This window comes from Mesorhizobium koreense (assembly GCF_031656215.1).
GTDB lineage: Bacteria > Pseudomonadota > Alphaproteobacteria > Rhizobiales > Rhizobiaceae > Mesorhizobium_L > Mesorhizobium_L koreense.
In genome coordinates this window covers 1,031,458-1,050,476 of record NZ_CP134228.1, presented here as the reverse complement: position 1 = coordinate 1,050,476, position 19,019 = coordinate 1,031,458, and the positions used below count along the sequence as shown (strand labels likewise).

The window sequence follows — 19,019 nt, the reverse complement described above, 5'->3', positions numbered from 1 at the left end:
TGCGTGATCTGATTCCTTGGAACCGAAACGAGAGCAACCTGGCGGCCGCGCTGGTTCTCTTCGGCGATCACCTTGAGCCGTGCTCCTTCGGAAACGCTGCTGCGCCCCCCGGCCTCGGCGCGCGGATGTGCAGATGGGCCTCGGCGCCGCCCTGCAAGCCGACCTGAAGGCCTGGGCCGCCAAGACCCTGCCGACGCTTCAACACCATCTGGTGATGGCAAAAGAACTGAACAAGTAACCCGCGGCCCGCGACGAACAATCTGACGGCCAATGGTACCTTGGCCCGCGCGATCTCGTTTCGGCACCGATGAACACCAAGTGTCCTGCGGCGTTAGGCTTACAAAAGCGAGGAGATTCGAATGGCCCGCCAAACCGCGAAGACAACAGCCAAGCACAGGAAGGTGCAGCAGGACGTCGCCCAGCAAGACAAGAAGTCATCCAGCCGCTCATCCGGCGCCATGCAGGCCGGCGCGCGCAGGTATCCGGTTCCTCCGTTTCCAAAGCAGCATCAGTCGAAGCCGGGCGATGAGCGCATCCTTGATCCGGCGCCGATGTATGACGCTCCCTACTACCACGGCTCCGGAAAGCTCGGAGGAAAAGTGGCGCTGATCACCGGCGGGGATTCCGGTATCGGCCGTGCCGTAGCTGTCCTGTTCGCAAGGGAAGGCGCCGATATCGCAATCGTCCATCTCGAGGAAAAGGCCGATGCAGACGTCACTCGCGAGGCGGTCGAGAGGGAGGGACGGCGCTGTCTAGTCATCGAAGGGGATGTTTCGAAACGCAGCTTCTGCGAGCGCGCTGTCGCACGCACCGTGAAGGAATTCGGCAAGCTGAACCTGTTGGTGAACAACGCGGCCTTCCAGGTTCACAGCGCGCGGTTCGAGGATCTGACCGAAGAGCACTTCGACCTTACGGTGAAGACGAACCTTTACGGATACTTTCACATGGCGAAGGCAGCTGTTTCCCACTTGGGCAACGGAGATGCGATTATCAATACGGGATCGGTAACGGGCATCAAGGGGTCGAGAGCCTTGATCGACTATTCCCTGACGAAGGGAGGAATCCATGCATTCACCAGGGCTCTCGCGAGCAATCTTCTGAGGCAGGGGATCAGGGTCAATGCCGTAGCGCCAGGCCCCGTCTGGACACCGCTCAACCCGTCGGACAAGGAAGCGGAGGATGTTTCGAAGTTCGGTTCGGATGTTCCGATGAAGCGCCCGGCGCAACCGGAAGAGATCGCGCCCGCCTACGTGTTTCTCGCCTCACCCCAATGCTCCAGCTACATCACGGGCGAAGTGCTTCCCATCGTCGGCGGATAGCGACGAGGAGCCCCTGTTTCGTTTGCGCTCGATCCGTGCCAGGTGCGAACGTCCACTTCCCGCCGGAGCGAGTAGGCGTGGCAGGTTCGCAGAGGCTCAGGCGCGATGCACCGGCGGAGGCCTCTTTCTGCCCTCCTCTGCCGGCCACTCCCGCAGCAGAACTTTCGAGCGCGGCTGCGGTTAGTCCGCAGTGAATATTGAAAGGAGATAACGAAATGCGCAGTATCATCATTGCGTCTATCGCCACCCTAGACATGACCGTATCCATCGGCGGAATGGCACAAGCTGCGGCCGTTACAGTCCAACTGGGCAACGAGCACTATCAGCCGCCAGTCGTCGTTGAACAGTAGCACCGGGTCCACGCAGACCGCTACTATCATCATCACCACCACGATGATGGCGTAGTTAAGAAGACTGCCCACCATTATGGAAAGACGGTCGTCAAGACGAAGCGGCACTGCGATTAGCCAAATTGGCGGTGGCACGCGCTTTCCGGCGAGGCCACGGGTTTGAACATTTCGAGGATTCAGCCGTTATCTATTTGCTGCAGGTCGCTTCAACCGGGCACGGCGGCACAGTGGACAGGACGATTTTCCCGGTTTCTTTTCCTGGCCAACGAAACGTCAGACGAGCGCCTGTCCCCGTAGCACCCTTCCCGGGTCCGACGACGGCAATCCAACAAGCGTACGCCGACATTGGAGCATCTCTTGCATCCTGTCGGGCTTGCGGTCTGAAGGAAGCACCCCGCTGGTTTGCAGCCAGCGGGGCCTTTCGCGTAATCAGTCTATGCCATTGGGGCAAGTCATCTAATGCTGGCCGCCCTTGCGGCCGGCTTCGGACGAACGCTCGCGGTCTTCCGCAAAATTTCCGCTGCCACCACGATGCCCATCCGAGCCTTTCGCTTCCTGGCTCATGTTCTTCTGGTCAGGATTGTTCTTGTGGCTCTGTTGGCCAGCTTTCACGTGCTGTTCGTGGGTACCACCTCGTTCCATTTTCTTTCTCCATTCCATTATGGGGCGAACCATTCGTCCCGTCAGCCCAACCCTCCCCCTGCGCGGCCGTTCCTTCACGTAATATTTTGTGTCTCCGGAAACCTCCGCACTTCAAACCAGGGACACGAATCTGCAAGATCGTGGTCGGGACCACCTCTCCCACGCCCCTTAGTGAAGATCAGATAGGACTTCCTCAGTCGACGCCGTTTCGACATGCTGGCTATAGCGGCTATTGAAGAGTTTCAGGATTGCATCGTGGGCTTCGTCCGAGACGCTGCAGACCGCATCCCCGACCAAGATCGCCCGATATCCCCAGTCGATTGCTCCCAATACGGTCGAGCACACACACGTCGGTTTCACCGCCCGAAATGATCACGGTGTCGCAACTATCCTCCTGAAGCAGGGCGCGGAGGCGCCTGCCATACCACGGCGAGTATACGGGCTCGTCGATGACCTTAGCGGGAGGGCAGAAGGCATCGAGTTCCGGAACCAGGTCGACAAGGCCGCGACCTTCTTCCTCCAACGTGAATTGGCGCCATCTGACGTAATACTCCCGCCAGAGGTCCTCGCCTTCACCCGCTCGCCGTGCCGGATGAAGCGCGTGAAGACGGTCGACGGCGGCCGCGCCTCGCATAACCTTACAATGTTGGGCAGAAGGCGCGGCATCCATTCCAAACCCCACTCCGAGCCGGGCGCGAACAGCAGCTGCATATCCACGCAAATGTGAGCCCAGCGATTTTGAATGGGTTCTCGCAGCATCGCGATGTGGCCTTCCGAACGGTTCGCGAAATTCAGGCAATCTGTTCGAGCGTGCATTGTTCGGGCGCCTTGTCAGGACGCCAACGCACCAGCTTCGTGCCATGCCGGAAGCGCTGGCCGGTCACATGATCGAAGCACACCTCGACGACAAGTTCCGGCCGCACCGCCTCCCATTCAGCGCCGCGCGCGCTCCAGCGGCTTGGACCTCCCGGGGCCTTTCCCGTGAAGCCGGGTGGTTCGCACATCGCCTCCAGCCTGGCAGTGAGTTGAGGACGCTCACCGTCCGCGATCGTTGAGGTGAACCCGACGTGATCGAGCTTTCCGGCAGGATCGTATAGCCCCAAGAGGAGGGAACCTACTTCGTGCCTGCCTGTGAGATAGCGGAATCCCCCGACGACGCAATCGGCAGTTCTCAACCGCTTGACCTTTATCATCGCCCGTTCACCGGGAAGGTATGGATAGGATAGCCTTTTCGCGACGATTCCGTCCGTGTTGGGGCCGGGCTTTGAGAGCCATGATTCCGCCATTTCGGCGTCCCGTGTGACCGGGGACAAGCTCACCGACGCATGCCTCGCAGCAAAGGATTCGAGATTGGCCCGCCGTTCCGACAAGGGCATCTGGAGCAACGCGTCGCCGTTGCGTCCTGCGAGCATGTCGAACAGGGTGACGGTGGCGGGCGTTTCCGCCGCGAGTTTCCGGATACGGCTCTCTGCCGGATGCAAGCGCATCTGGAGAGCACCGAATGAATTCCTGCCGCCAAGTTCCACCATCAATTCTCCGTCCAGCACGAACCGGTCCGCCCTCACGCAACGAAAGAACTCGACGACTTCCGGAAAATAGCGGCCTAGGGGCTTTCCCGACTTCGCGCGCAAGTCCACCTGGTCAGTTTCCTTGAAAACCAAGCAGCGGAAGCCATCCCATTTCGGCTCATATTGCCAAGGGCCGTCCTGCCTAGGAATGGTCGACTCGGTCTTCGCTTCCATGGGGCGCGTCGAAATGGGGAGGGGGAATTTCGCCATAGGGTGCGATCACGTGCGCGTTGGAACACCTGCATAACGGCGAACGCCCCTGATTGATCCACGCATCCCTTTACCGTCCCTGAAACCGGAAAGAACTAACGGACAGCCGAAATGGGTATGCGATCGTGTCCGAGTCACCGAACGACAGGCCAGCACGCGAGCGCCGTCAGCGTGTCCTGAAGGGGGCTACGACCATCGCCAGCGCATCGAGGTCGGAAATTTCGTGCGGGGTACGAAACTAGCATCCCCTGGCGCCGAACTTCGAGTTTCTCTGGATACCCAGCTCCCTGCGCTTCACACTATACATTTCCACGGATAGCCTCGCGTATTCCGCAAGCTTGCGATGGCGGCATGGTGAGCGTGGAGGAGCGCAATTCAGCGGTACGGTGCCGAAGCCAAAACATCACTACGGCTAGTTTGAAGGCGCGATAACCAAGGCGCCCGAGACGACAGAGCGCCGGAGGCCTGAAGCGAAGGCAGAACACGCGGCCTGCGAGCGCGTTCCTTCAGTGATGGGCGTGCTGTTCGTTCCTCTTACGGGTCGCCGCCGCCTTCTTTGCCGACCTCGACCTCTCCGCCGCTGATCGGTTGGCCGATGCTTCGCCGCCTAGTTTTCCGCCTTTGCGGGAGGATCCATGCGTATCCTTCTTGCCTCTGCCGGAACCGGACTTGTTGCCGCCGCCCGACTCCTTGTTAACGGTCGCCCACGCCCGGCGTTCGGCTTCGCCCTCGGATACCCCTCGCTTTTCATAGCCTTCGGCGATGTGGTCCGCCTTGCGTTCCTGCTTATCCGTGTACTTATCCTTGTCGCCTCGGGGCATTGGTCCATCCTCGTGTTTGCTTTCGACGGTAATCCTGTCCGAACATCGCAGGCGGGAAAGAGTTCCCCATCGTGATGTGCAGAATGCGGCTTGGCTGATGCGCTCGGCAGGGTTCGAACCTGCAACCGACGGATTCGAAGTCCGCTGCTCTATCCAGTTGCGCTACGAGCGCCAGGGCTTGGTTCCGGATGTCAGTCAAGCTGGCGCAACATGTCCGCTTCGTTCTCCAGGATCGTAGCGACCTCCTCCCGTTGCAGATGGGTCATCATGAGGCTGATGCAGCATTCGAGATACGTGATGGAAGCGCGCCGAAGAAACGCTTCGGTCTCGCGTGCGGCAATCGCGTCGACGTCTTTTCGTATCGGTCGGGGATGCATCCGAAAATCCTTTGCGCGGGTTGATCGGCGCCCGGAGAAGAGGCCGGGTCCCCTTCAAACAAGCGGAACGAACGAGAGTTCCGTCGAGCCGCGGATCGGAGCGTTCCTTCGAGCGGTCTCGACGGACGACGGCTTCAAGGAACATCGAACAGTTGCGGTTGTTAGGGCGGCCTAGAGCAAAGGCCGGCATTTAAAGGAGGATACGATGGCTGAAGCAACGACGACGACCGATCATGAAGCTATCCGCATGTGGGTGGAGGACCGAGACGGCAGGCCCGCGGCGGTTCGGACGGGCGAGGAGGGCGGAATCCTGCGGATCGATTTCGGCGACGCAGAGGAATCGCTCGAACCGATAGAATGGGACGAATTTTTCCGGATATTCGACGACAACAATCTCGCCTTCCTTCATCAGGAAGATGGGCGCAGCCGGTTCAATAAATTTGTCGAGCGCGACTATGGCAATTGAGCGCGCCACGCCCTCCCAAAGAGGCGCGGGGATTAACGCGACGCATACGCGGCCGCCTGACTTCTGTATGGCAGGGCGTCAGCGCGAACTCACGGAGAACGCTAGCCAGCCGATGTGCGACGCCCGTTTCCTCCGCGCTCGGATTTTGCCCGGTTCCGGCCTTGGGGGCGCCGGATAGGTCTGGAAAGCCACCGAAAGACCGTCGCCTCCTCGGGGCTTAGCCCTGCCGTCCGGCGTCCCCGTGCAGCCTTTCCTAGTTCGGCGTGCAGTGTTCCGCGGTTCCAAGTCTCTAATACGGTCGGGTGTATGTAGCCGGTTCTGCATACTGCCCGCGTATTGCGTAGTTTTTTCGCCACCTGGTCGACTGCCTGATTCAGGGCTTTTGCACGTGCACCGCGGGCGGGTGGAACAGGCGTTTCCGCAAGCAGGCTCGCGGCAAGGACAGTCGCTCCCCAGGTGCGGAAGTGCTTGGATGTAAAGTCATCGCCGGTCGCGTCACGGATATAATTGTTCACATCGTGCGAATGGACATCGCGGAGCGCGCCATCCGGATCGCGATATTGAAACAGGTGCTGTCCCGGAAGTTCCTGGATCGCGCGCGCGACCGACGCGACGCGCCGATCGCTCAGGCGCAGCTTCCATTCCCTTCCGGATTTCCCGACAAAGGAAAAACGCAGGTTAGAGCCTTGGATCTTAAGGTGACGCGAGCGTAGCGTGGTCAGGCCGTACGTGTTGTTCTCCTCAGCGTAGCTGTCGTTGCCGATCCGTATCAGCGTCTTGTCCAGCAGCCACACGATAGAGGCGATGACTCGGTCCCGCGGCATGCCTTGCTTTCTCAAGTCGAGGTCGACCTGCTTGCGCAGCCCCGGAAGGGTCTGCGCAAACCGCGGAAGCGAGGAGAACTTCGCTTCTTCCCGGATCGCCGTCCAGTCGGGATGATAGCGATATTGCTTGCGGCCGCGATCATCCCGCCCGGTCGCCTGAAGGTGCCCTTCAGGATCAACGCAGATCCAGACATCGGACCACGCTGGCGGGATCGCGAGCGTCCTGATCCGGGCGAGCGTGCCGGCATCGCACACCGGTTTGCCTGCTTGGATATAGGAGAAGCCTCTGCCGCGCTTCTCTCTGCGGATTCCTGGATCGCTGTCGCAGACATAGAGGAGACCAGAACGCGAAAGGCTTGCCGCTTCGTCGGCGACAGCTCTCCCAGGCTGCGGCTTTCCGTTCCGCATCTTGTCGACCACCTCAGGTTTTCCGCTCTAGCCCATCATTTCCGATTGAAGCCATCAGACGGGGCACGATCACGATTGCCCGACGAGGGTCAGGCCGAACAGGATGACGAGCCAAAGCCCTGCGGCGGCGACAGCCAGACGCGTCAGCATCGAACCCGTCAGCAGATGCATGAACAACAGCGTGATGACGGCCGCCTTCCCGGCCGCAATCACGAGATTGATCGCCACGTTGAAGCCGCCAAGGTCGATCCGTGAGGAGCCGACCGTCAGCGTCAGCAGGAGAAGAAGGCCGAAATAGGCTAGCGCGAGTTTTCTCAGTTCTGTCATCGGTTGATCAGATAGAGTGCGGGAAACAGGAAGACCCAGACGATGTCGACTAAGTGCCAATAGAGACCGATCGCCGGCACACGGCGCATGCGGTTCTGCTCCGGCGTACGCCGCCACAACAGAAGCATGCCAACGATAACGGCCATGCCGCAGATCAGATGCAGTGCGTGCAGTCCTGTCATGGCGAAATAGAGCGCGAAGAACAGTTGGGCGTGGGCGGGATCGGGACCATCGAACGTGAAGGGCGCGCCTAGCACGGGGGCAATGCCTTCGTGAAACTCCATCGCATATTCGCTGCCCTTGATCACGAGGAACATGAGTCCGAGCAGCGCCGTCGCCGACAGCGACCACACGGTCGCGCGCCACCGGCGCGAGGAGCAATAGAAATGCGCCAGCGCCATAAAGAAGCTAGACGTGATCAGCACGGCCGTATTGATGGTGCCGAGCGTCAGGGAAAGATGTTTGGATGCGGCGGCAAAGGCAGTGCTGAAATGAAGGCGGGCGACGAAGAACACCAGAAGCACAGCGCCGAAAAGCATCGCCTCGGAGCCGATGAACACCCACACGCCAATGGAATCGGCGGATCGCTCCCGTTGAGGAGAGCGAAAGGCGACGCTTTCTGTGGCGTCGGTCATGCGCCTTCCCTCCGATGCCGGCTGAAACGCTCATGCTCCAGCCCCTTCATGGGATAATCATAGGCCGGACGCGTCACGACGGGCATTTCATCGAAATTATGCGGCGGCGGCGGTGATGCGGTGGTCCACTCCAGCCCCGTAGCCCCCCACGGGTTGGCAGGCGCGCGCTCGCCGCGGAACAGCGACCAGCCAAGATAGAAAAGCGGCATCAGATAGCCGATCGCCAGCACGACCGCGCCCGCCGAGGACAGGTCGTTCCAGAACTGGAATTCCGGCGGATAGGTATGGTAGCGGCGCGGCATGCCCAGAAAACCCAATATATATTGCGGGAAGAAGGTCAGGTTGAAGCCGAGGAAGGCGGTAATAGCCGCGATCCGCCCCCAATTCTCGGGATAAAGCCGCCCCGTCATCTTCGGCCACCAGAAATGGATGCCGCCCATGAAGGCCATCACCATGCCACCGACCATGATGTAATGGAAATGCGCGATGACAAAATAAGTGTCGGTGACGTGGACATCGACGGCCAGCGAGGCCAGGAACAAGCCGGCCAGGCCGCCGAAAGTGAAGAGGCCGAGAAAGCTCAGGGCATAGAGCATCGGCGCCTCGAAACTGATCTCGCCCTTGCGCAGCGTCAACGTCCAGTTGAATACCTTGATCGCCGACGGGATGGCCACGCAGAAGGACAGGAAGGAAAAGATGACCCCGGAATAGGTGGACTGGCCTGACACGAACATGTGATGTCCCCAGACCAGAAAGCCGAACACGGCGATCGCCATCGAGGATAGCGCCACGGCCGTATAGCCGAAGAGCGGCCGGCGGCTGAAGCAGGGGATTACTTCCGACACGACCCCCATGCCCGGCAGGATCATGATGTAGACGGCCGGATGCGAATAGAACCAGAAGAGGTTCTGGAAAAGCAGCGGATCGCCGCCGAGCGCGGGATCGAAAATGCCGATGCCGAAAACCCGTTCCAGCACGATCAGGATCAGCGAGGCGGCGAGCACCGGAGTGGCGAGCACCATCACCAGCGATGTCGCATAGAGCGTCCAGACGAAGATAGGCAGACGGAACCATGTCAGTCCCGGCGCGCGTAGCGTGTGCACGGTGACGATGAAGTTGATGCCGGTCATGATCGAGGAAAAGCCGACGATGAAGACGCCCATGGCGGCCGTCGAGACATATCCGTTAGCGAACATCGTGGAAAGCGGAGTGTAGAAGGTCCAGCCCGTATCGACGCCGCCGAGCACCACGGAAGCCAGCGCGAACAGGCTGCCGAAGATAAAGACGTACCAGCTCGCTAGGTTCAACCGCGGAAAGGCGAGATCGCGGGCGCCGATCATTAGCGGCAGCAGGAAATTGCCCAACGTGGTCGGAATGGACGGTACCAGAAAAAACCAGACCATGATGATGCCGTGCAGTGAAAAAAGCCTGTTGTAGGTGTCATCGGAAACGAGGTCTCCGGCCGGCGTCGCAAGCTCGATGCGGATCAGCACCGCGAAAGAGCCGCCCAGGAAGAAGAAGAACGTCAGCGAGAAGAGGTAGAGCCAGGCGACGCGCTTATGATCCGTGGTGAGAAACCACGATCGCGGACCGGCTCCCTCATCCAGATACGTTTCGGCGGCGGGGATGACGTCGGCGCTCATCGGTTTACCTCCGCGGGCGAGAGGGATTTGAGGTAGGCGATCAGCATCTGCAATCCGCCTTCGTCGATCAGCCCATCGAAGCTCGGCATGACGGGCTCGTAGCCGGCGGCGACCTCCTTGCCGGGATTGAGGATGGAGTCGCGGAGATAGCGCTCGTCTGCGATCACCGTCTGCTTTCCTTCGAGCGCGACGGGACGGCCATAGACGTTCGCCAGATCGGGAGCCCTCACCTTGCTCGAATTGCCGTGGCAGCCGGAGCAGCCGAGGGAACGGAACAGCTTCTCGCCGCCGGCGGCAAGGGTTTCTCCCCCGCCCTGCCCCTTCAGCCACGTCGCGTATTGCTCCGGGGGCATCACCGTCACCCACCCGCCCATCTCGGAATGCTGCGTGCCGCAAAATTCGGCGCAGAACAGGTGGTAACGGCCGGGCTTGGTCGCGGTGAACCAGACATGCGTTGTGCGTCCCGGGACGGCATCCTGCTTTACCCGGAAGGCCGGCACGAAAAAGGAATGAATGACATCCTGCGAAGCGAGCGAGACGACGACGGGCTTGCCCGCAGGCACATGCAGCGCGTCGATCTCGCGCTGGCCGCCCGGATGCCTGAACTCCCACATCCATTGCTTGCCGAGCCCGGAGATCTGAAGCGCGTCGGCCGGCGGCTGGTCGCGCTTCACGAAAAGTTCCGCGCCCCAGCCGAAGAAGAGAAAGGCGATCGCCAGGCTGGCGAGCGTCCAGGTCGCTTCGAGCGCGAGATTGCGCGAACGCTTACCCGTACGGTTGGCGCCGGACCCAACGCGATATTTGACGGCGTAGCCGATGACGAGGCCGGCGAGGAAAAGCCCGAGGAGAAAGGAAAAGGCCAGCAGCGCGTAGAACAGCATATCGACCGAACCGGCGGCCGAGGACGCTTCGACGGGCGCGAAGGGAATGCCGGAGCTCATGCGCGCCTCCGCCACGTCATCGCCCCGATTGCGCCGAGCAGAAGGGCCATCGTGACGATGCCCCCGATCCGCAGCACGACCTTTATCGTCGGCGTGTACTGCCCTTTGCTTGCATCGAACCCGGCGCAGAGGAGGAAAATGTGATCGCCCAAGCTGCCAAGCTTCCCGGCCGACGCCTGTACGAGAGCAAGCCGAAGATCGCGCGCTTCGAATTGCAGGGCCGGCAACACTTGCGCGATGCGGCCCTGAGGCGTCAGGGCGAGAACGGCTATCGGGTGAACGAACTGGTCTATGCGCGGTCTTGCCCGAAAGTCGATGCCGGCTTCCGCCGCAAGCACGGCGCCATCTCCCTTGCCGCTGGTGAGAAAACGCCACGCCGAAAGACCCTTGGCGTCGGTGACCTCGGCGACGCCCGCCCGCGCTTCGGCTGCGTCGTCCCTCGTCTCAGTCTTGTCGATCGAGATGAAGAGTGCCCGATAAGCTTCGGGGTCGAGACCCGTTTTCCTCAACTCCGAAGCGACCGCACGCTGCGTCACTCCACACAGGTTCGGACATTTGTCGTAGCCGAAAACGACGAGCGCCGGGCGCCCGCCAAGGATGGAAGACAGCGGCGCTTCGACACCCGACGCCTCCCGCAGCACCCGGGTGAGATCGAGCCTGGCGCCGATCGTCGGATTGAAGGTCGGACGATCTATCGCGCTGGCCGGCGTGGCGGCGAACAGAAATGCGACGAGGAGAAACACCGCTCTCATGGCGATTGCCCTCCCCCATTTCCGTTGGCGCAGGACGCAGACTGGGGCGCGCGCGGCACCTGCCCTTTCAGCAGCCCGCATTCGCCTTCAGCGGAAGATGGCTCCGACCAGTTTGGCAGTCCCTTCGCCGCAACGATCTTCATGGCGTCGTCGATCGGGATGCGCGCTATCGCGGCTTTCCGATCGACCCAGCCGAGCGTCGCCAGCGCCTTGTCCTGCGACCGACGGAATGTCGCCAGATCGGCTTCAGCCCTCGTCTGCAAAGCGGGGCTTGCCTTGCTGCCTTCCGCCGAACGGCCGGGTTGCGGCCAATGCGGCACGACGTTGAAGACAAGCCCCAACACAATGACGGAGAGCGCCAGAAAGACAAGCAGGCCGCCGCCGAAAAAGAGCAGCGTCCTCGGCCAGACGTCCCTCGTTTCAGGCAGGCGGTTCTCAGCCATGGGCGTGCCTCCGCTGCCGGAAGGCGATCCATTCGGGCCGGTCGAGAAGGACGAGGAAAAGGCCTAGCCACAGCCCGCCCACGCCTGCCAGCGCCGCAAGGTCGGGCCAGATCGCGGCATCGCCGGAAAGCGCCGGCCTGATGCGCCAGAAAACGTCCACGAAATGCCCCGCCAGCACCAGCCCTCCGAGCCACAGGATCCCGACATGGCTGCGTTTTACGCTGCGCATGAGGAAGCCGCAAAAGGGGACGACGAATTGCAGCAGGACGAGCAGCCAGATCACGTATTGCCAGCCATGATCGCTGCGCCGGATGTACCAATGGATTTCGTCTGGAAGATCGCCGCCCCAGACGATCAGCCACTGCATGTAGGCCATGTAGGTCCACATCAGTACGAAACTGAAAAGCATATTGGCGACGTCTTCGCCTAGAGAGACCCGCTCCTTGCCGCCCGGCATCACCTCGATCGCCTTGGTCGCGGCAAGGACGATGATGGCGAGCGCATAGGCTCCAACCGCCTGCGCCGAGGCTTCCAGCATCCCGTAGATGGTGGAGGTGAAGGTCGGATCGAGGGAAAGCATCCAGTCGATGGAGAAGATCGTGACGGCGATCCCGTGCGCGACGAGGCCGGCGGCATGCCCTTTGCCGTGTCCATTGCGGTTCCCCGGCGCCGTCCAGTCCAGCACGAGCCAGGCCAGCACCAGCCATGCGCAGGCGCAGATGACAAAGCGCAGAAGGAAGAACGGCACGTTCAGGTAGGCGAGCTTGAGCCGAACGGTCTCCGGGAGCGCCGACGGATCGGCGCCCGCCCAGGGGAAGACGAGATCGAGCCGTAGCAGCACTGGCAGCAGGAAAACGAGCCCGAGCGGCAGCATCGCCACGAGCGCCCTGAGCGGCGCCTGAGCGGCGTCGCCCCAGCGGCCGCCAGTGAGTCCGTGCACCATCAGTATCGTCATGGCACCGAGCGGCAGGCCGAGCAGAAACAGCACCATTGTCAGCCAGCCGGCAAAGACGGCCGGCGCATTCAGGAAGAGGCCGACAAGGCATCCAAGAAGGCCGGCCGCGCCAATGATGAGCGGCGCGGCGATTCGGCGGTCGGTGAGGAGCTCCTTCATTGCATCGCCTCCCCATCCAGTTTTGCACGGAGTTCCTCCGGCAGCGCGGCGACAGGCGCGTATCTCGAATACTGGAGGGTCCGGATATAGGCGACGATCGCCCAGCGGTCAGCCGGCGGCACGCGCGCGGCATAGGAATACATCGCGCCGTAGCCATTGGTGATGACATCATAGAAATGGCGGTCGGATGCCTTACGCAACGCGTCCTGATGGTAGGTCGGCGGTGCCGGAAAGCCGCGCTGCACCACCGTCCCGTCGCCATCGCCGGTGCGGCCGTGACAGGGAGAGCAGAAGATATTGAAGCGCTCCTGCCCCCGCTTCAGGAGTTTCATCGTCACCGGATAAGGCATCTTGTCCGGAACGGGTGAAAGATCGTCATCGCGCGCCACTGTGCCCGCAACAGGCTGTCGCGCCGAGGCGCCATTGGCGAACTGGTCACTCTTCGCCAGCGGGTCGTAGCGCGGCATGTCGGCCATGTCCTGCTTGCAGCCGGCAGCCGCGAGCATGAGCGCGAACGCAAGGAGGTGCACGGGTCTCATGCCTCCACCTCCTCGACGCTCTCGGCGCCAAGCCGCGTCAACTGCCCCTTTGTGACGCCTTTGCGGAATTTCGGATCGGCGGCCTCGACCAGCAGGTAGAACTTGCCGCCCCGCGCATAGGTGAAGCTACGGGCGTTGAAGACCGGATGGTAATATTCGGGGAAGCCGTTAGCGGCGAGCAGCCCGAAGAAGCCGGCAAGGGCGGCGCCGAGGATGCCTGCCTCGAAGGCGATGACGACGAAAGGCGGCCATGAATGAAGCGGCCGCCCGCCGACATTGATCGGATAGTCGATCTCGACCGAATAAAGGATCAGCGCGTAGACGAGAACGGCCCCGGCGATGCCGCCTGCCAGCACCACCCATGGCAGGCGCGTCTTCGGGATGGCGAGCGCCTCCTCCAGCCCCTCGACCTCGAAGGGCGAAAAGGCGTCCATGCGACGATAGCCGCGTTCGCGCATCTTCGTCGCGGCGTCGAGTAACGCTTCGGGCTCGGCGAAGACCGCCATGAGGCCGTAGAAGCTCATGGCGTCTTCTCCATCTCCTCGGCCAGTTCCTCGACCTCGAAGATGGTGATTGCCGGTAGGAGTCGGATGAAAAGGAAGACCAGCGCGAAGAAGGTGCCGAGGGAGCCGAAGAAGATGCCGAAATCGAGCCACAGCATCGGTTGCTCGCCCCAGGCCGAGGGAAGGAAACCACGGCTCGGCCCGCTCACGACGATGATATAGCGCTCTATCCACATGCCGGTGTTGATGACCAGCGCAATGATGAAGAGCGCGGGCATCCAGAGCCGGACCCGCCGGAACCATAGAAGCTGCAGCACCGCGCAATTGCAGAAGAGCATGATCCAGAAGATCGGTGCGTAAGGCCCGACAGCGCGTTTGACCATCATGGTGCGTTCCCAGGCTTCGCCGGAATACCAGGCGAAGAAGGCCTCCGAGAGATAGCCGTAGACGACGATCATGCCGGCCGCGAGCATCAGCTTGGCGGCGTTGTCCATGTGCCTGAGTGTGATCAAATCCTCGACGGAGAAGGCCCAGCGCAGCGGGATAGCGATAGTGAGCACCATCGCGAAGCCGGAAAGGAGCGCGCCGGCGACGAAATAGGGTGGAAAGATCGTCGAATGGTAGCCGGGCGTGATGGCGAAGGTGAAGTCGAGCGAGACGATGGAATGGACGGATACGACCAGCGGCGTGGCGAGCGCCGCCATCAGGTAGTAGACGACCCGGTAGCGCGCCCAGTGATGCGCCGATCCGCGCCAGCCGAGCGCCAGGACGCCGTAGAAGACCTGCTTGCCGCGCGTTTTCGCCTTGTCGCGCAGAACAGCGAGGTCGGGCAGCAGGCCCATGTACCAGAACAGTAGCGAGACGGTCGCGTAAGTGGCGATGGCGGCGAAGTCCCAGACGAGCGGGCTGCGCCATTGTGGCCAGTGCATATGCGTGTTCGGCAGAGGCAGCAGCCAATAGAAGAACCACGGCCGGCCGAGATGCAGGATCGGGAATAGCCCCGCCATCGCGACCGCGAACAGCGTCATCGCCTCCGCGAAGCGGTTGATTGAGGCGCGCCAGGGCTGACGCAACAACAACAATACCGCCGAGATCAGCGTGCCAGCATGCCCGATGCCGATCCACCAGACGAAATTGGAGATCATCGTGCCCCACACGACCGGTACGTTGATTCCGAGCGCACCGACGCCGACGCTAACCAGCCACGTGACCGAGAACAGCATCAAGAGCACGCCGAGGAAGCACAGGAAGAAGGCGGCCCAGAAGTAACGCGGCAGGCGTCCCTGCAGGACGATCGAACCAATACGCCCGCTAATCTCAGGGAAATCGTGGCGCCCTCGCAGAACGGGCGGCCGTTCCCTCGAGTTGGAAGCGGCAAGCGCGTCAGCCATCGCCGCGCTTCCCTTTGGCGAGTGCGGCGTTCGGATTGGTGATCTTGCCGAGATAAGTGGTGCGCGGCCGCGTATTCAGTTCTTCCAGCAACGCGTAGTTCTGCGGCGCGCTCTTCTCGCGCGCGACCTTTCCATCCTTGCGCTTGATGTCGCCGAACACGATCGCTTTGGTCGGACAGACCTGCTGGCATGCCGTGACCACCTCGCCGTCCTCGATGGCGCGGTTTTCGATCTGCGCATGGATGCGCTTTTCGGAGATGCGCTGGACGCAATAGGTGCATTTTTCCATGACGCCGCGCGAGCGCACGCTGACGTCGGGATTGCGCACGGCCTGTTCCGGCCCGGCCGTTTCCTTGTCGAACTCGTTATAGGCGAAGAAGTTGAAGTGACGCACCTTGTACGGGCAGTTCTGCGAGCAGTAGCGCGTGCCGATGCAGCGGTTGTAGACCTGCGCGTTCAGCCCGTCATGCGTATGCACGGTGGCGTTGACGGGGCAGACGATCTCGCAGGGCGCCTTTTCGCAATGCATGCAGGGGACTGGCTGGAAGAAAAGATCCGGATCGTCGGCCGATCCGGAATAATAGCGGTCGACCCGCAGCCAATGCATCTCGTGGCCGCACTCGCTTTCGTCGGGGCCAACGGTTGGGATATTGTTCTCCGCCTGGCAGGCGGCCACGCAGGCCATGCAGCCGATGCAAGCGGACTGGTCGATCGCCATGCCCCAGGCTTCGTCGTCATAGGGCCAGTCCGGATAGAGCGACTCGGTCGGCGTGGGCGGAACGCCCTTGCGGACGAAATGCGGGTCGGCGCGGAAACCTTCCAGCGTGGCGTGGCGCACGATGGCGCGCCCTTCCATCCGCTGATGGTGTTGCGTGGTGATAACCCGTTTCTTGCGGTCGCGTTTCGCAACGGTAGCGCCGTCGGCCATCCACGGCGCATCGGAAGTCCGAAGAGGATAGGCGTCGTAGCCCTCCCCAAGCGTAGCTACGGAGCCGATCTTGCGCCCATGACCAAGGGAAATGCTGACGCTCCCATCGGGCTGTCCGGGCATGATCCAAGCCGACGCTTCGATCTCTGTCCCGTGCCGGGCCAGATCGACTACCTGATTGTTCTCGATGCCGAGACGTTCCGCCATCGCCGGCGAGACGAGCAGCGCGTTGCCCCAGACGATCTTGGTGAGCGGACGCGGCAGTTCCTGCAGCCACGGCGCATTGGCATGGCGGCCGTCACGCAGGAATGGATCGGCGATAAAGCGGATTTCGATGCCCTTGCGTGGGCCGGACGGCTTAAGGCCGCCGAGGTCGTCCGGAACGTCCGCCGCGACAGGTGCAGCCGCGCTCTCCGCCACAACGCCGTCGCGCAACGTCTTGCGCCATGCCGCATCATCAAGGCTCCCGGTCCATGTCCGGCGGACCAGCGCAAGCGCATCCTTGTCGAACTCGCCGGCAAGCGCCGCCAGGATTTCGTGGACTGTCCGTCCTTGGAACAACGGGAGAATAAGCGGCTGGATGATCGAGGCCGCTCCATCAAAGGCGCGGATATCGCTCCAGCTTTCGAGATCGTGGGCGGCAGGCACATGCCAGTGGGCGAACTTCGCCGTCTCGTCGCGGTAGAGGCCCCAGTGCACGAGGCGCTTCAGCTTCGGCAGGATTTCACGGGCCTTGAGGTCGCCGGGCGCGGTCCCAACCGGATTGCTGCCGAGTACGAAGGCGATGTCGATCGTTCCCCGGCTGATGTCCGCAAAGAACTCCGCAAGAGTGCCGTCAAGACGTATTTGGTCGGGATCTTCGATGAACTCGACTGTAACGCCGAGGCTGCCAAGCTTCCGGTTCATGGAAAATGCTGCCGCGTTCACGAAGGGGGCCTGCTGCGGTCCAGGAACGATCAGGGCGCGAGGGCCGGCTTTCTTGAGGTCGTCCGCCATGGTGGCCAGCCAGTTCGCTTCGATCGGCGCCCGTTCCCGCGTGCCGCCGGAAATCGCCGTATGAAGCGCCGCCGCAACCGCCTCGACGGCGCTCGGCTTCACCGCCTTGCGGTGATCGGCGGCCGCGCCGGTGATGGTCGGAGTGGATTCGATCGCATAGAGCCGGCTCATGCCGTCGTCGGCGCCACGCACCCTGCGGCGATCGGCAAACGCCTTCCCGTAAGCGAGCCGGCCCGGCCCTTGGCCCAGGAAATCGGCGTCAAGGCTGACGATCACATCGGCCCTTTCAAGGCGGTAGACAGGCGACAGGCCGCGCCCGAAAAGCGCCTGCGAAGCAGCCGCCGGCCCCGTTGTCGCCAGAGGGTCATGGCCGTAGATGCGCAGCTTCGGATAAAGCCGGCGCAGCCCATCGAGCTCAGCCTTCAAGGTAGGCGAGGTGGAAGCCTCGATCAGAAGCGCGGCACTCGCTCCGGCCGAAGCCGCGAGGTCGCGGCCCAGATCGGACATTTCCTTGAGGAAATCATCGTAGCTTGCCGGATCGCCGTCCCGGAGCGGCGTCCGCGAGCGCTCCGGATCAAAGAGCTCCAGCGCGGCGGCCTGCATGACTGCGTCGGTGGCGCCGAGCGAAGCGGGATGATCCGGGTTGCCTTCGACCTTGGTCGGCCTGCCCTCGTGGCTTTCGACGATGGCACCGATGCCATAGCCTTCGCTCGTCAGCGTTGTCGCATAGTAGCGCGGCTTGCCCGGGATGACGTTCTCGGGCTGGCGCACATAGGGTACGATCTCCTTGGCTTCGCTGCACGCCGTCAGCCCGGCCATGGAAAGGGTAGCGCCGAAAAGCTTGAGAAGCGTGCGCCGGTCGAGGCGGGCCGGCAAGCGCTCGGCGAGCGCCGGAAATTCGGTGGCGACGAAGGAGCGGATATCCCGGCCGTCGGCCAAGTCCTCCAGACTGCGCCAGAATTCCGGGTTCTCCGTCTGGTCGGAGGAGCCAGAAAGCGCGCGCGCATGTACCTCTCTGTCAGCGATGGCAGACATAGCAATCCGTCATGTTTTCGGGGTGGATGTCGAGAATGCTGATGAGGGAACGCCGGATTTGCTCGATATCCTTCGGCGACTTCCAGTGCATCTTGAACACATCCCCGGGCGGCCGCAGGTTGGGTTCCGGGTCACGGTGGCAGTTCAGGCACCAGCCCATCGTCAGCGAATGCGCGCGTTCCGTCAGTGGCATGTCGTCGACGTCGCCGTGGCAGGTCTCGCAACCAATGCCCTTGTTCACGTGGATGGCGTGGTTGAAATAGACGAAGTCCGGCACCGAATTCACGCGCTTCCAGTGGAGCGGTTCTCCCGATGCCAGGCTGTCGCGCACCGGCGCCAGCATCGCGGCGTTGGTAAACAATTGCGAATGGCAGGTCATGCAGACTTCCGTTGCCGGCAGGCCGGCGGAGGACGAGGTTTCGACGCCATTATGGCAATAGCGGCAATCAATGCCGAGTTGGCCGACGTGATGCTTGTGGCTGAACGGGACGGGCTGGGCGATCGGCTGGCCGATGCCGTTGTCGAACGCCGATCTTGGGACGGCCACCGCCACCACCACACCCGCGAGCAGCAGAAGACCCGCCGCCCAAAGGACGAAGCGTGAAACGCCGTTGGCGCTTCTGGGAAAGACTTGCGGCATCCCCACCCGGCTCGCTGAATGCAATCGTGACGTGATGCAACGGATCGTTACCTCGTCCTAACGGCGGGAAGGCCCGGAAGGTTCCCAGTCAGATCGATCGCATGTCTGGAATGTTTGCTGGATCGCCTGCGATCCAAGAGTGCGCCG

At 62.1% G+C, this 19,019-nt stretch carries 20 protein-coding genes, 1 tRNA gene and 1 pseudogene; 4 read left to right on the top strand and 18 right to left on the bottom strand.

Annotation, left to right across the window (positions count from 1 at the left end; all coding sequences use genetic code 11):
• Nucleotides 1–133: 133 nt before the first annotated feature.
• From RBH77_RS05085 to RBH77_RS05075, 3 genes are all read left to right on the top strand, one after another.
• Complete coding sequence (locus RBH77_RS05085; RefSeq protein WP_371832839.1) at nt 134–238, top strand: DUF4142 domain-containing protein; 105 nt, start codon at nt 134–136, stop codon at nt 236–238.
• Between the two features lie 121 nt (nt 239–359).
• Complete coding sequence (locus RBH77_RS05080) at nt 360–1,319, top strand: SDR family oxidoreductase (protein ID WP_311031048.1); 960 nt, start codon at nt 360–362, stop codon at nt 1,317–1,319.
• A 215-nt stretch (nt 1,320–1,534) separates the two neighbouring features.
• Nucleotides 1,535–1,669 carry a hypothetical protein gene (locus RBH77_RS05075; protein ID WP_311031047.1) on the top strand — a complete coding sequence of 45 codons (135 nt, stop codon included), beginning with the start codon at nt 1,535–1,537 and terminating at the stop codon, nt 1,667–1,669.
• 456 nt (nt 1,670–2,125) lie between these two features.
• Here RBH77_RS05075 and RBH77_RS24065 read toward each other — a convergent pair whose 3' ends face one another.
• The 5 genes and pseudogenes from RBH77_RS24065 to RBH77_RS05050 all read right to left on the bottom strand — a co-directional run bounded on the left by RBH77_RS24065 (nt 2,126) and on the right by RBH77_RS05050 (nt 5,287).
• Complete coding sequence (locus RBH77_RS24065; RefSeq protein WP_442920461.1) at nt 2,126–2,329, bottom strand: KGG domain-containing protein; 204 nt, start codon at nt 2,327–2,329, stop codon at nt 2,126–2,128.
• 150 nt (nt 2,330–2,479) lie between these two features.
• Nucleotides 2,480–2,945, bottom strand: a pseudogene (locus RBH77_RS05065) (cysteine hydrolase family protein).
• Nucleotides 2,946–3,102: 157 nt separating this feature from the next.
• Nucleotides 3,103–4,089 (bottom strand): ATP-dependent DNA ligase, encoded by a 987-nt coding sequence (locus tag RBH77_RS05060; RefSeq protein ID WP_311031046.1) that lies wholly within the window; start codon nt 4,087–4,089, stop codon nt 3,103–3,105.
• Between the two features lie 919 nt (nt 4,090–5,008).
• A tRNA-Arg gene (locus tag RBH77_RS05055) sits at nt 5,009–5,082 on the bottom strand.
• A gap of 19 nt (nt 5,083–5,101) precedes the next feature.
• Nucleotides 5,102–5,287 (bottom strand): hypothetical protein, encoded by a 186-nt coding sequence (locus RBH77_RS05050; RefSeq protein WP_311031045.1) that lies wholly within the window; start codon nt 5,285–5,287, stop codon nt 5,102–5,104.
• Between the two features lie 205 nt (nt 5,288–5,492).
• Here RBH77_RS05050 and RBH77_RS05045 point away from each other — a divergent pair, with 205 nt between their 5' ends.
• A complete protein-coding gene (locus RBH77_RS05045) occupies nt 5,493–5,753 on the top strand; it encodes a hypothetical protein (protein ID WP_311031044.1) in 261 nt (86 codons plus the stop codon).
• A gap of 101 nt (nt 5,754–5,854) precedes the next feature.
• Here RBH77_RS05045 and RBH77_RS05040 read toward each other — a convergent pair whose 3' ends face one another.
• Genes RBH77_RS05040 through RBH77_RS04980 form a run of 13 tightly spaced genes read right to left on the bottom strand, consistent with a single transcriptional unit; the run spans nt 5,855 to nt 18,872 of the window.
• Nucleotides 5,855–6,997 (bottom strand): DNA topoisomerase IB, encoded by a 1,143-nt coding sequence (locus RBH77_RS05040; protein ID WP_311031043.1) that lies wholly within the window; start codon nt 6,995–6,997, stop codon nt 5,855–5,857.
• Nucleotides 6,998–7,054: 57 nt separating this feature from the next.
• The gene (locus RBH77_RS05035; RefSeq protein ID WP_311031042.1) at nt 7,055–7,312 is read right to left on the bottom strand and encodes a cytochrome C oxidase subunit IV family protein; all 258 of its coding nucleotides are present in this window, start codon (nt 7,310–7,312) and stop codon (nt 7,055–7,057) included.
• Complete coding sequence (locus RBH77_RS05030) at nt 7,309–7,947, bottom strand: cytochrome c oxidase subunit 3 (RefSeq protein ID WP_311031041.1); 639 nt, start codon at nt 7,945–7,947, stop codon at nt 7,309–7,311. Before RBH77_RS05030 ends, RBH77_RS05035 begins: the two co-directional genes overlap by 4 nt.
• Entirely contained in the window at nt 7,944–9,590 is a 1,647-nt protein-coding gene (ctaD, locus tag RBH77_RS05025) for a cytochrome c oxidase subunit I (RefSeq protein ID WP_311031040.1), read from the bottom strand. The genes RBH77_RS05030 and ctaD overlap by 4 nt, the downstream gene beginning before the upstream one ends.
• On the bottom strand, nt 9,587–10,531 hold the full coding sequence (coxB, locus tag RBH77_RS05020; RefSeq protein WP_311031039.1) for a cytochrome c oxidase subunit II: 945 nt from the start codon (nt 10,529–10,531) through the stop codon (nt 9,587–9,589). Before coxB ends, ctaD begins: the two co-directional genes overlap by 4 nt.
• On the bottom strand, nt 10,528–11,283 hold the full coding sequence (locus RBH77_RS05015; RefSeq protein ID WP_311031038.1) for an SCO family protein: 756 nt from the start codon (nt 11,281–11,283) through the stop codon (nt 10,528–10,530). Before RBH77_RS05015 ends, coxB begins: the two co-directional genes overlap by 4 nt.
• Entirely contained in the window at nt 11,280–11,726 is a 447-nt protein-coding gene (locus RBH77_RS05010; RefSeq protein ID WP_311031037.1) for a hypothetical protein, read from the bottom strand. Before RBH77_RS05010 ends, RBH77_RS05015 begins: the two co-directional genes overlap by 4 nt.
• The gene (locus RBH77_RS05005) at nt 11,719–12,840 is read right to left on the bottom strand and encodes a hypothetical protein (protein ID WP_311031036.1); all 1,122 of its coding nucleotides are present in this window, start codon (nt 12,838–12,840) and stop codon (nt 11,719–11,721) included. The genes RBH77_RS05010 and RBH77_RS05005 overlap by 8 nt, the downstream gene beginning before the upstream one ends.
• Complete coding sequence (locus tag RBH77_RS05000; protein ID WP_311031035.1) at nt 12,837–13,379, bottom strand: c-type cytochrome; 543 nt, start codon at nt 13,377–13,379, stop codon at nt 12,837–12,839. Before RBH77_RS05000 ends, RBH77_RS05005 begins: the two co-directional genes overlap by 4 nt.
• Nucleotides 13,376–13,903: a DUF3341 domain-containing protein gene (locus RBH77_RS04995; protein WP_311031034.1), complete on the bottom strand. Its 528-nt coding sequence runs from the start codon at nt 13,901–13,903 to the stop codon at nt 13,376–13,378. The genes RBH77_RS05000 and RBH77_RS04995 overlap by 4 nt, the downstream gene beginning before the upstream one ends.
• On the bottom strand, nt 13,900–15,273 hold the full coding sequence (nrfD, locus tag RBH77_RS04990) for an NrfD/PsrC family molybdoenzyme membrane anchor subunit (protein WP_311031033.1): 1,374 nt from the start codon (nt 15,271–15,273) through the stop codon (nt 13,900–13,902). The genes RBH77_RS04995 and nrfD overlap by 4 nt, the downstream gene beginning before the upstream one ends.
• Complete coding sequence (locus RBH77_RS04985) at nt 15,266–18,232, bottom strand: TAT-variant-translocated molybdopterin oxidoreductase (RefSeq protein ID WP_311031032.1); 2,967 nt, start codon at nt 18,230–18,232, stop codon at nt 15,266–15,268. The genes nrfD and RBH77_RS04985 overlap by 8 nt, the downstream gene beginning before the upstream one ends.
• Complete coding sequence (locus RBH77_RS04980) at nt 18,216–18,872, bottom strand: cytochrome c3 family protein (RefSeq protein ID WP_311031031.1); 657 nt, start codon at nt 18,870–18,872, stop codon at nt 18,216–18,218. Before RBH77_RS04980 ends, RBH77_RS04985 begins: the two co-directional genes overlap by 17 nt.
• Nucleotides 18,873–19,019: the final 147 nt, after the last annotated feature.

Bases quoted from the DNA above. Each gene is read 5' to 3' on its own strand.
- RBH77_RS05085 (WP_371832839.1), top strand. From the start codon at position 134: ATGGGCCTCGGCGCCGCCCTGCAAGCCGACCTGAAGGCCTGGGCCGCC.
- RBH77_RS05080 (WP_311031048.1), top strand. From the start codon at position 360: ATGGCCCGCCAAACCGCGAAGACAACAGCCAAGCACAGGAAGGTGCAG.
- RBH77_RS05075 (WP_311031047.1), top strand. From the start codon at position 1,535: ATGCGCAGTATCATCATTGCGTCTATCGCCACCCTAGACATGACCGTA.
- RBH77_RS24065 (WP_442920461.1), bottom strand. From the start codon at position 2,329: ATGGAATGGAGAAAGAAAATGGAACGAGGTGGTACCCACGAACAGCAC.
- RBH77_RS05060 (WP_311031046.1), bottom strand. From the start codon at position 4,089: ATGGCGAAATTCCCCCTCCCCATTTCGACGCGCCCCATGGAAGCGAAG.
- RBH77_RS05050 (WP_311031045.1), bottom strand. From the start codon at position 5,287: ATGCATCCCCGACCGATACGAAAAGACGTCGACGCGATTGCCGCACGC.
- RBH77_RS05045 (WP_311031044.1), top strand. From the start codon at position 5,493: ATGGCTGAAGCAACGACGACGACCGATCATGAAGCTATCCGCATGTGG.
- RBH77_RS05035 (WP_311031042.1), bottom strand. From the start codon at position 7,312: ATGACAGAACTGAGAAAACTCGCGCTAGCCTATTTCGGCCTTCTTCTC.
- RBH77_RS05030 (WP_311031041.1), bottom strand. From the start codon at position 7,947: ATGACCGACGCCACAGAAAGCGTCGCCTTTCGCTCTCCTCAACGGGAG.
- ctaD (WP_311031040.1), bottom strand. From the start codon at position 9,590: ATGAGCGCCGACGTCATCCCCGCCGCCGAAACGTATCTGGATGAGGGA.
- coxB (WP_311031039.1), bottom strand. From the start codon at position 10,531: ATGAGCTCCGGCATTCCCTTCGCGCCCGTCGAAGCGTCCTCGGCCGCC.
- RBH77_RS05015 (WP_311031038.1), bottom strand. From the start codon at position 11,283: ATGAGAGCGGTGTTTCTCCTCGTCGCATTTCTGTTCGCCGCCACGCCG.
- RBH77_RS05010 (WP_311031037.1), bottom strand. From the start codon at position 11,726: ATGGCTGAGAACCGCCTGCCTGAAACGAGGGACGTCTGGCCGAGGACG.
- RBH77_RS05005 (WP_311031036.1), bottom strand. From the start codon at position 12,840: ATGAAGGAGCTCCTCACCGACCGCCGAATCGCCGCGCCGCTCATCATT.
- RBH77_RS05000 (WP_311031035.1), bottom strand. From the start codon at position 13,379: ATGAGACCCGTGCACCTCCTTGCGTTCGCGCTCATGCTCGCGGCTGCC.
- RBH77_RS04995 (WP_311031034.1), bottom strand. From the start codon at position 13,903: ATGAGCTTCTACGGCCTCATGGCGGTCTTCGCCGAGCCCGAAGCGTTA.
- nrfD (WP_311031033.1), bottom strand. From the start codon at position 15,273: ATGGCTGACGCGCTTGCCGCTTCCAACTCGAGGGAACGGCCGCCCGTT.
- RBH77_RS04985 (WP_311031032.1), bottom strand. From the start codon at position 18,232: ATGTCTGCCATCGCTGACAGAGAGGTACATGCGCGCGCGCTTTCTGGC.
- RBH77_RS04980 (WP_311031031.1), bottom strand. From the start codon at position 18,872: ATGCCGCAAGTCTTTCCCAGAAGCGCCAACGGCGTTTCACGCTTCGTC.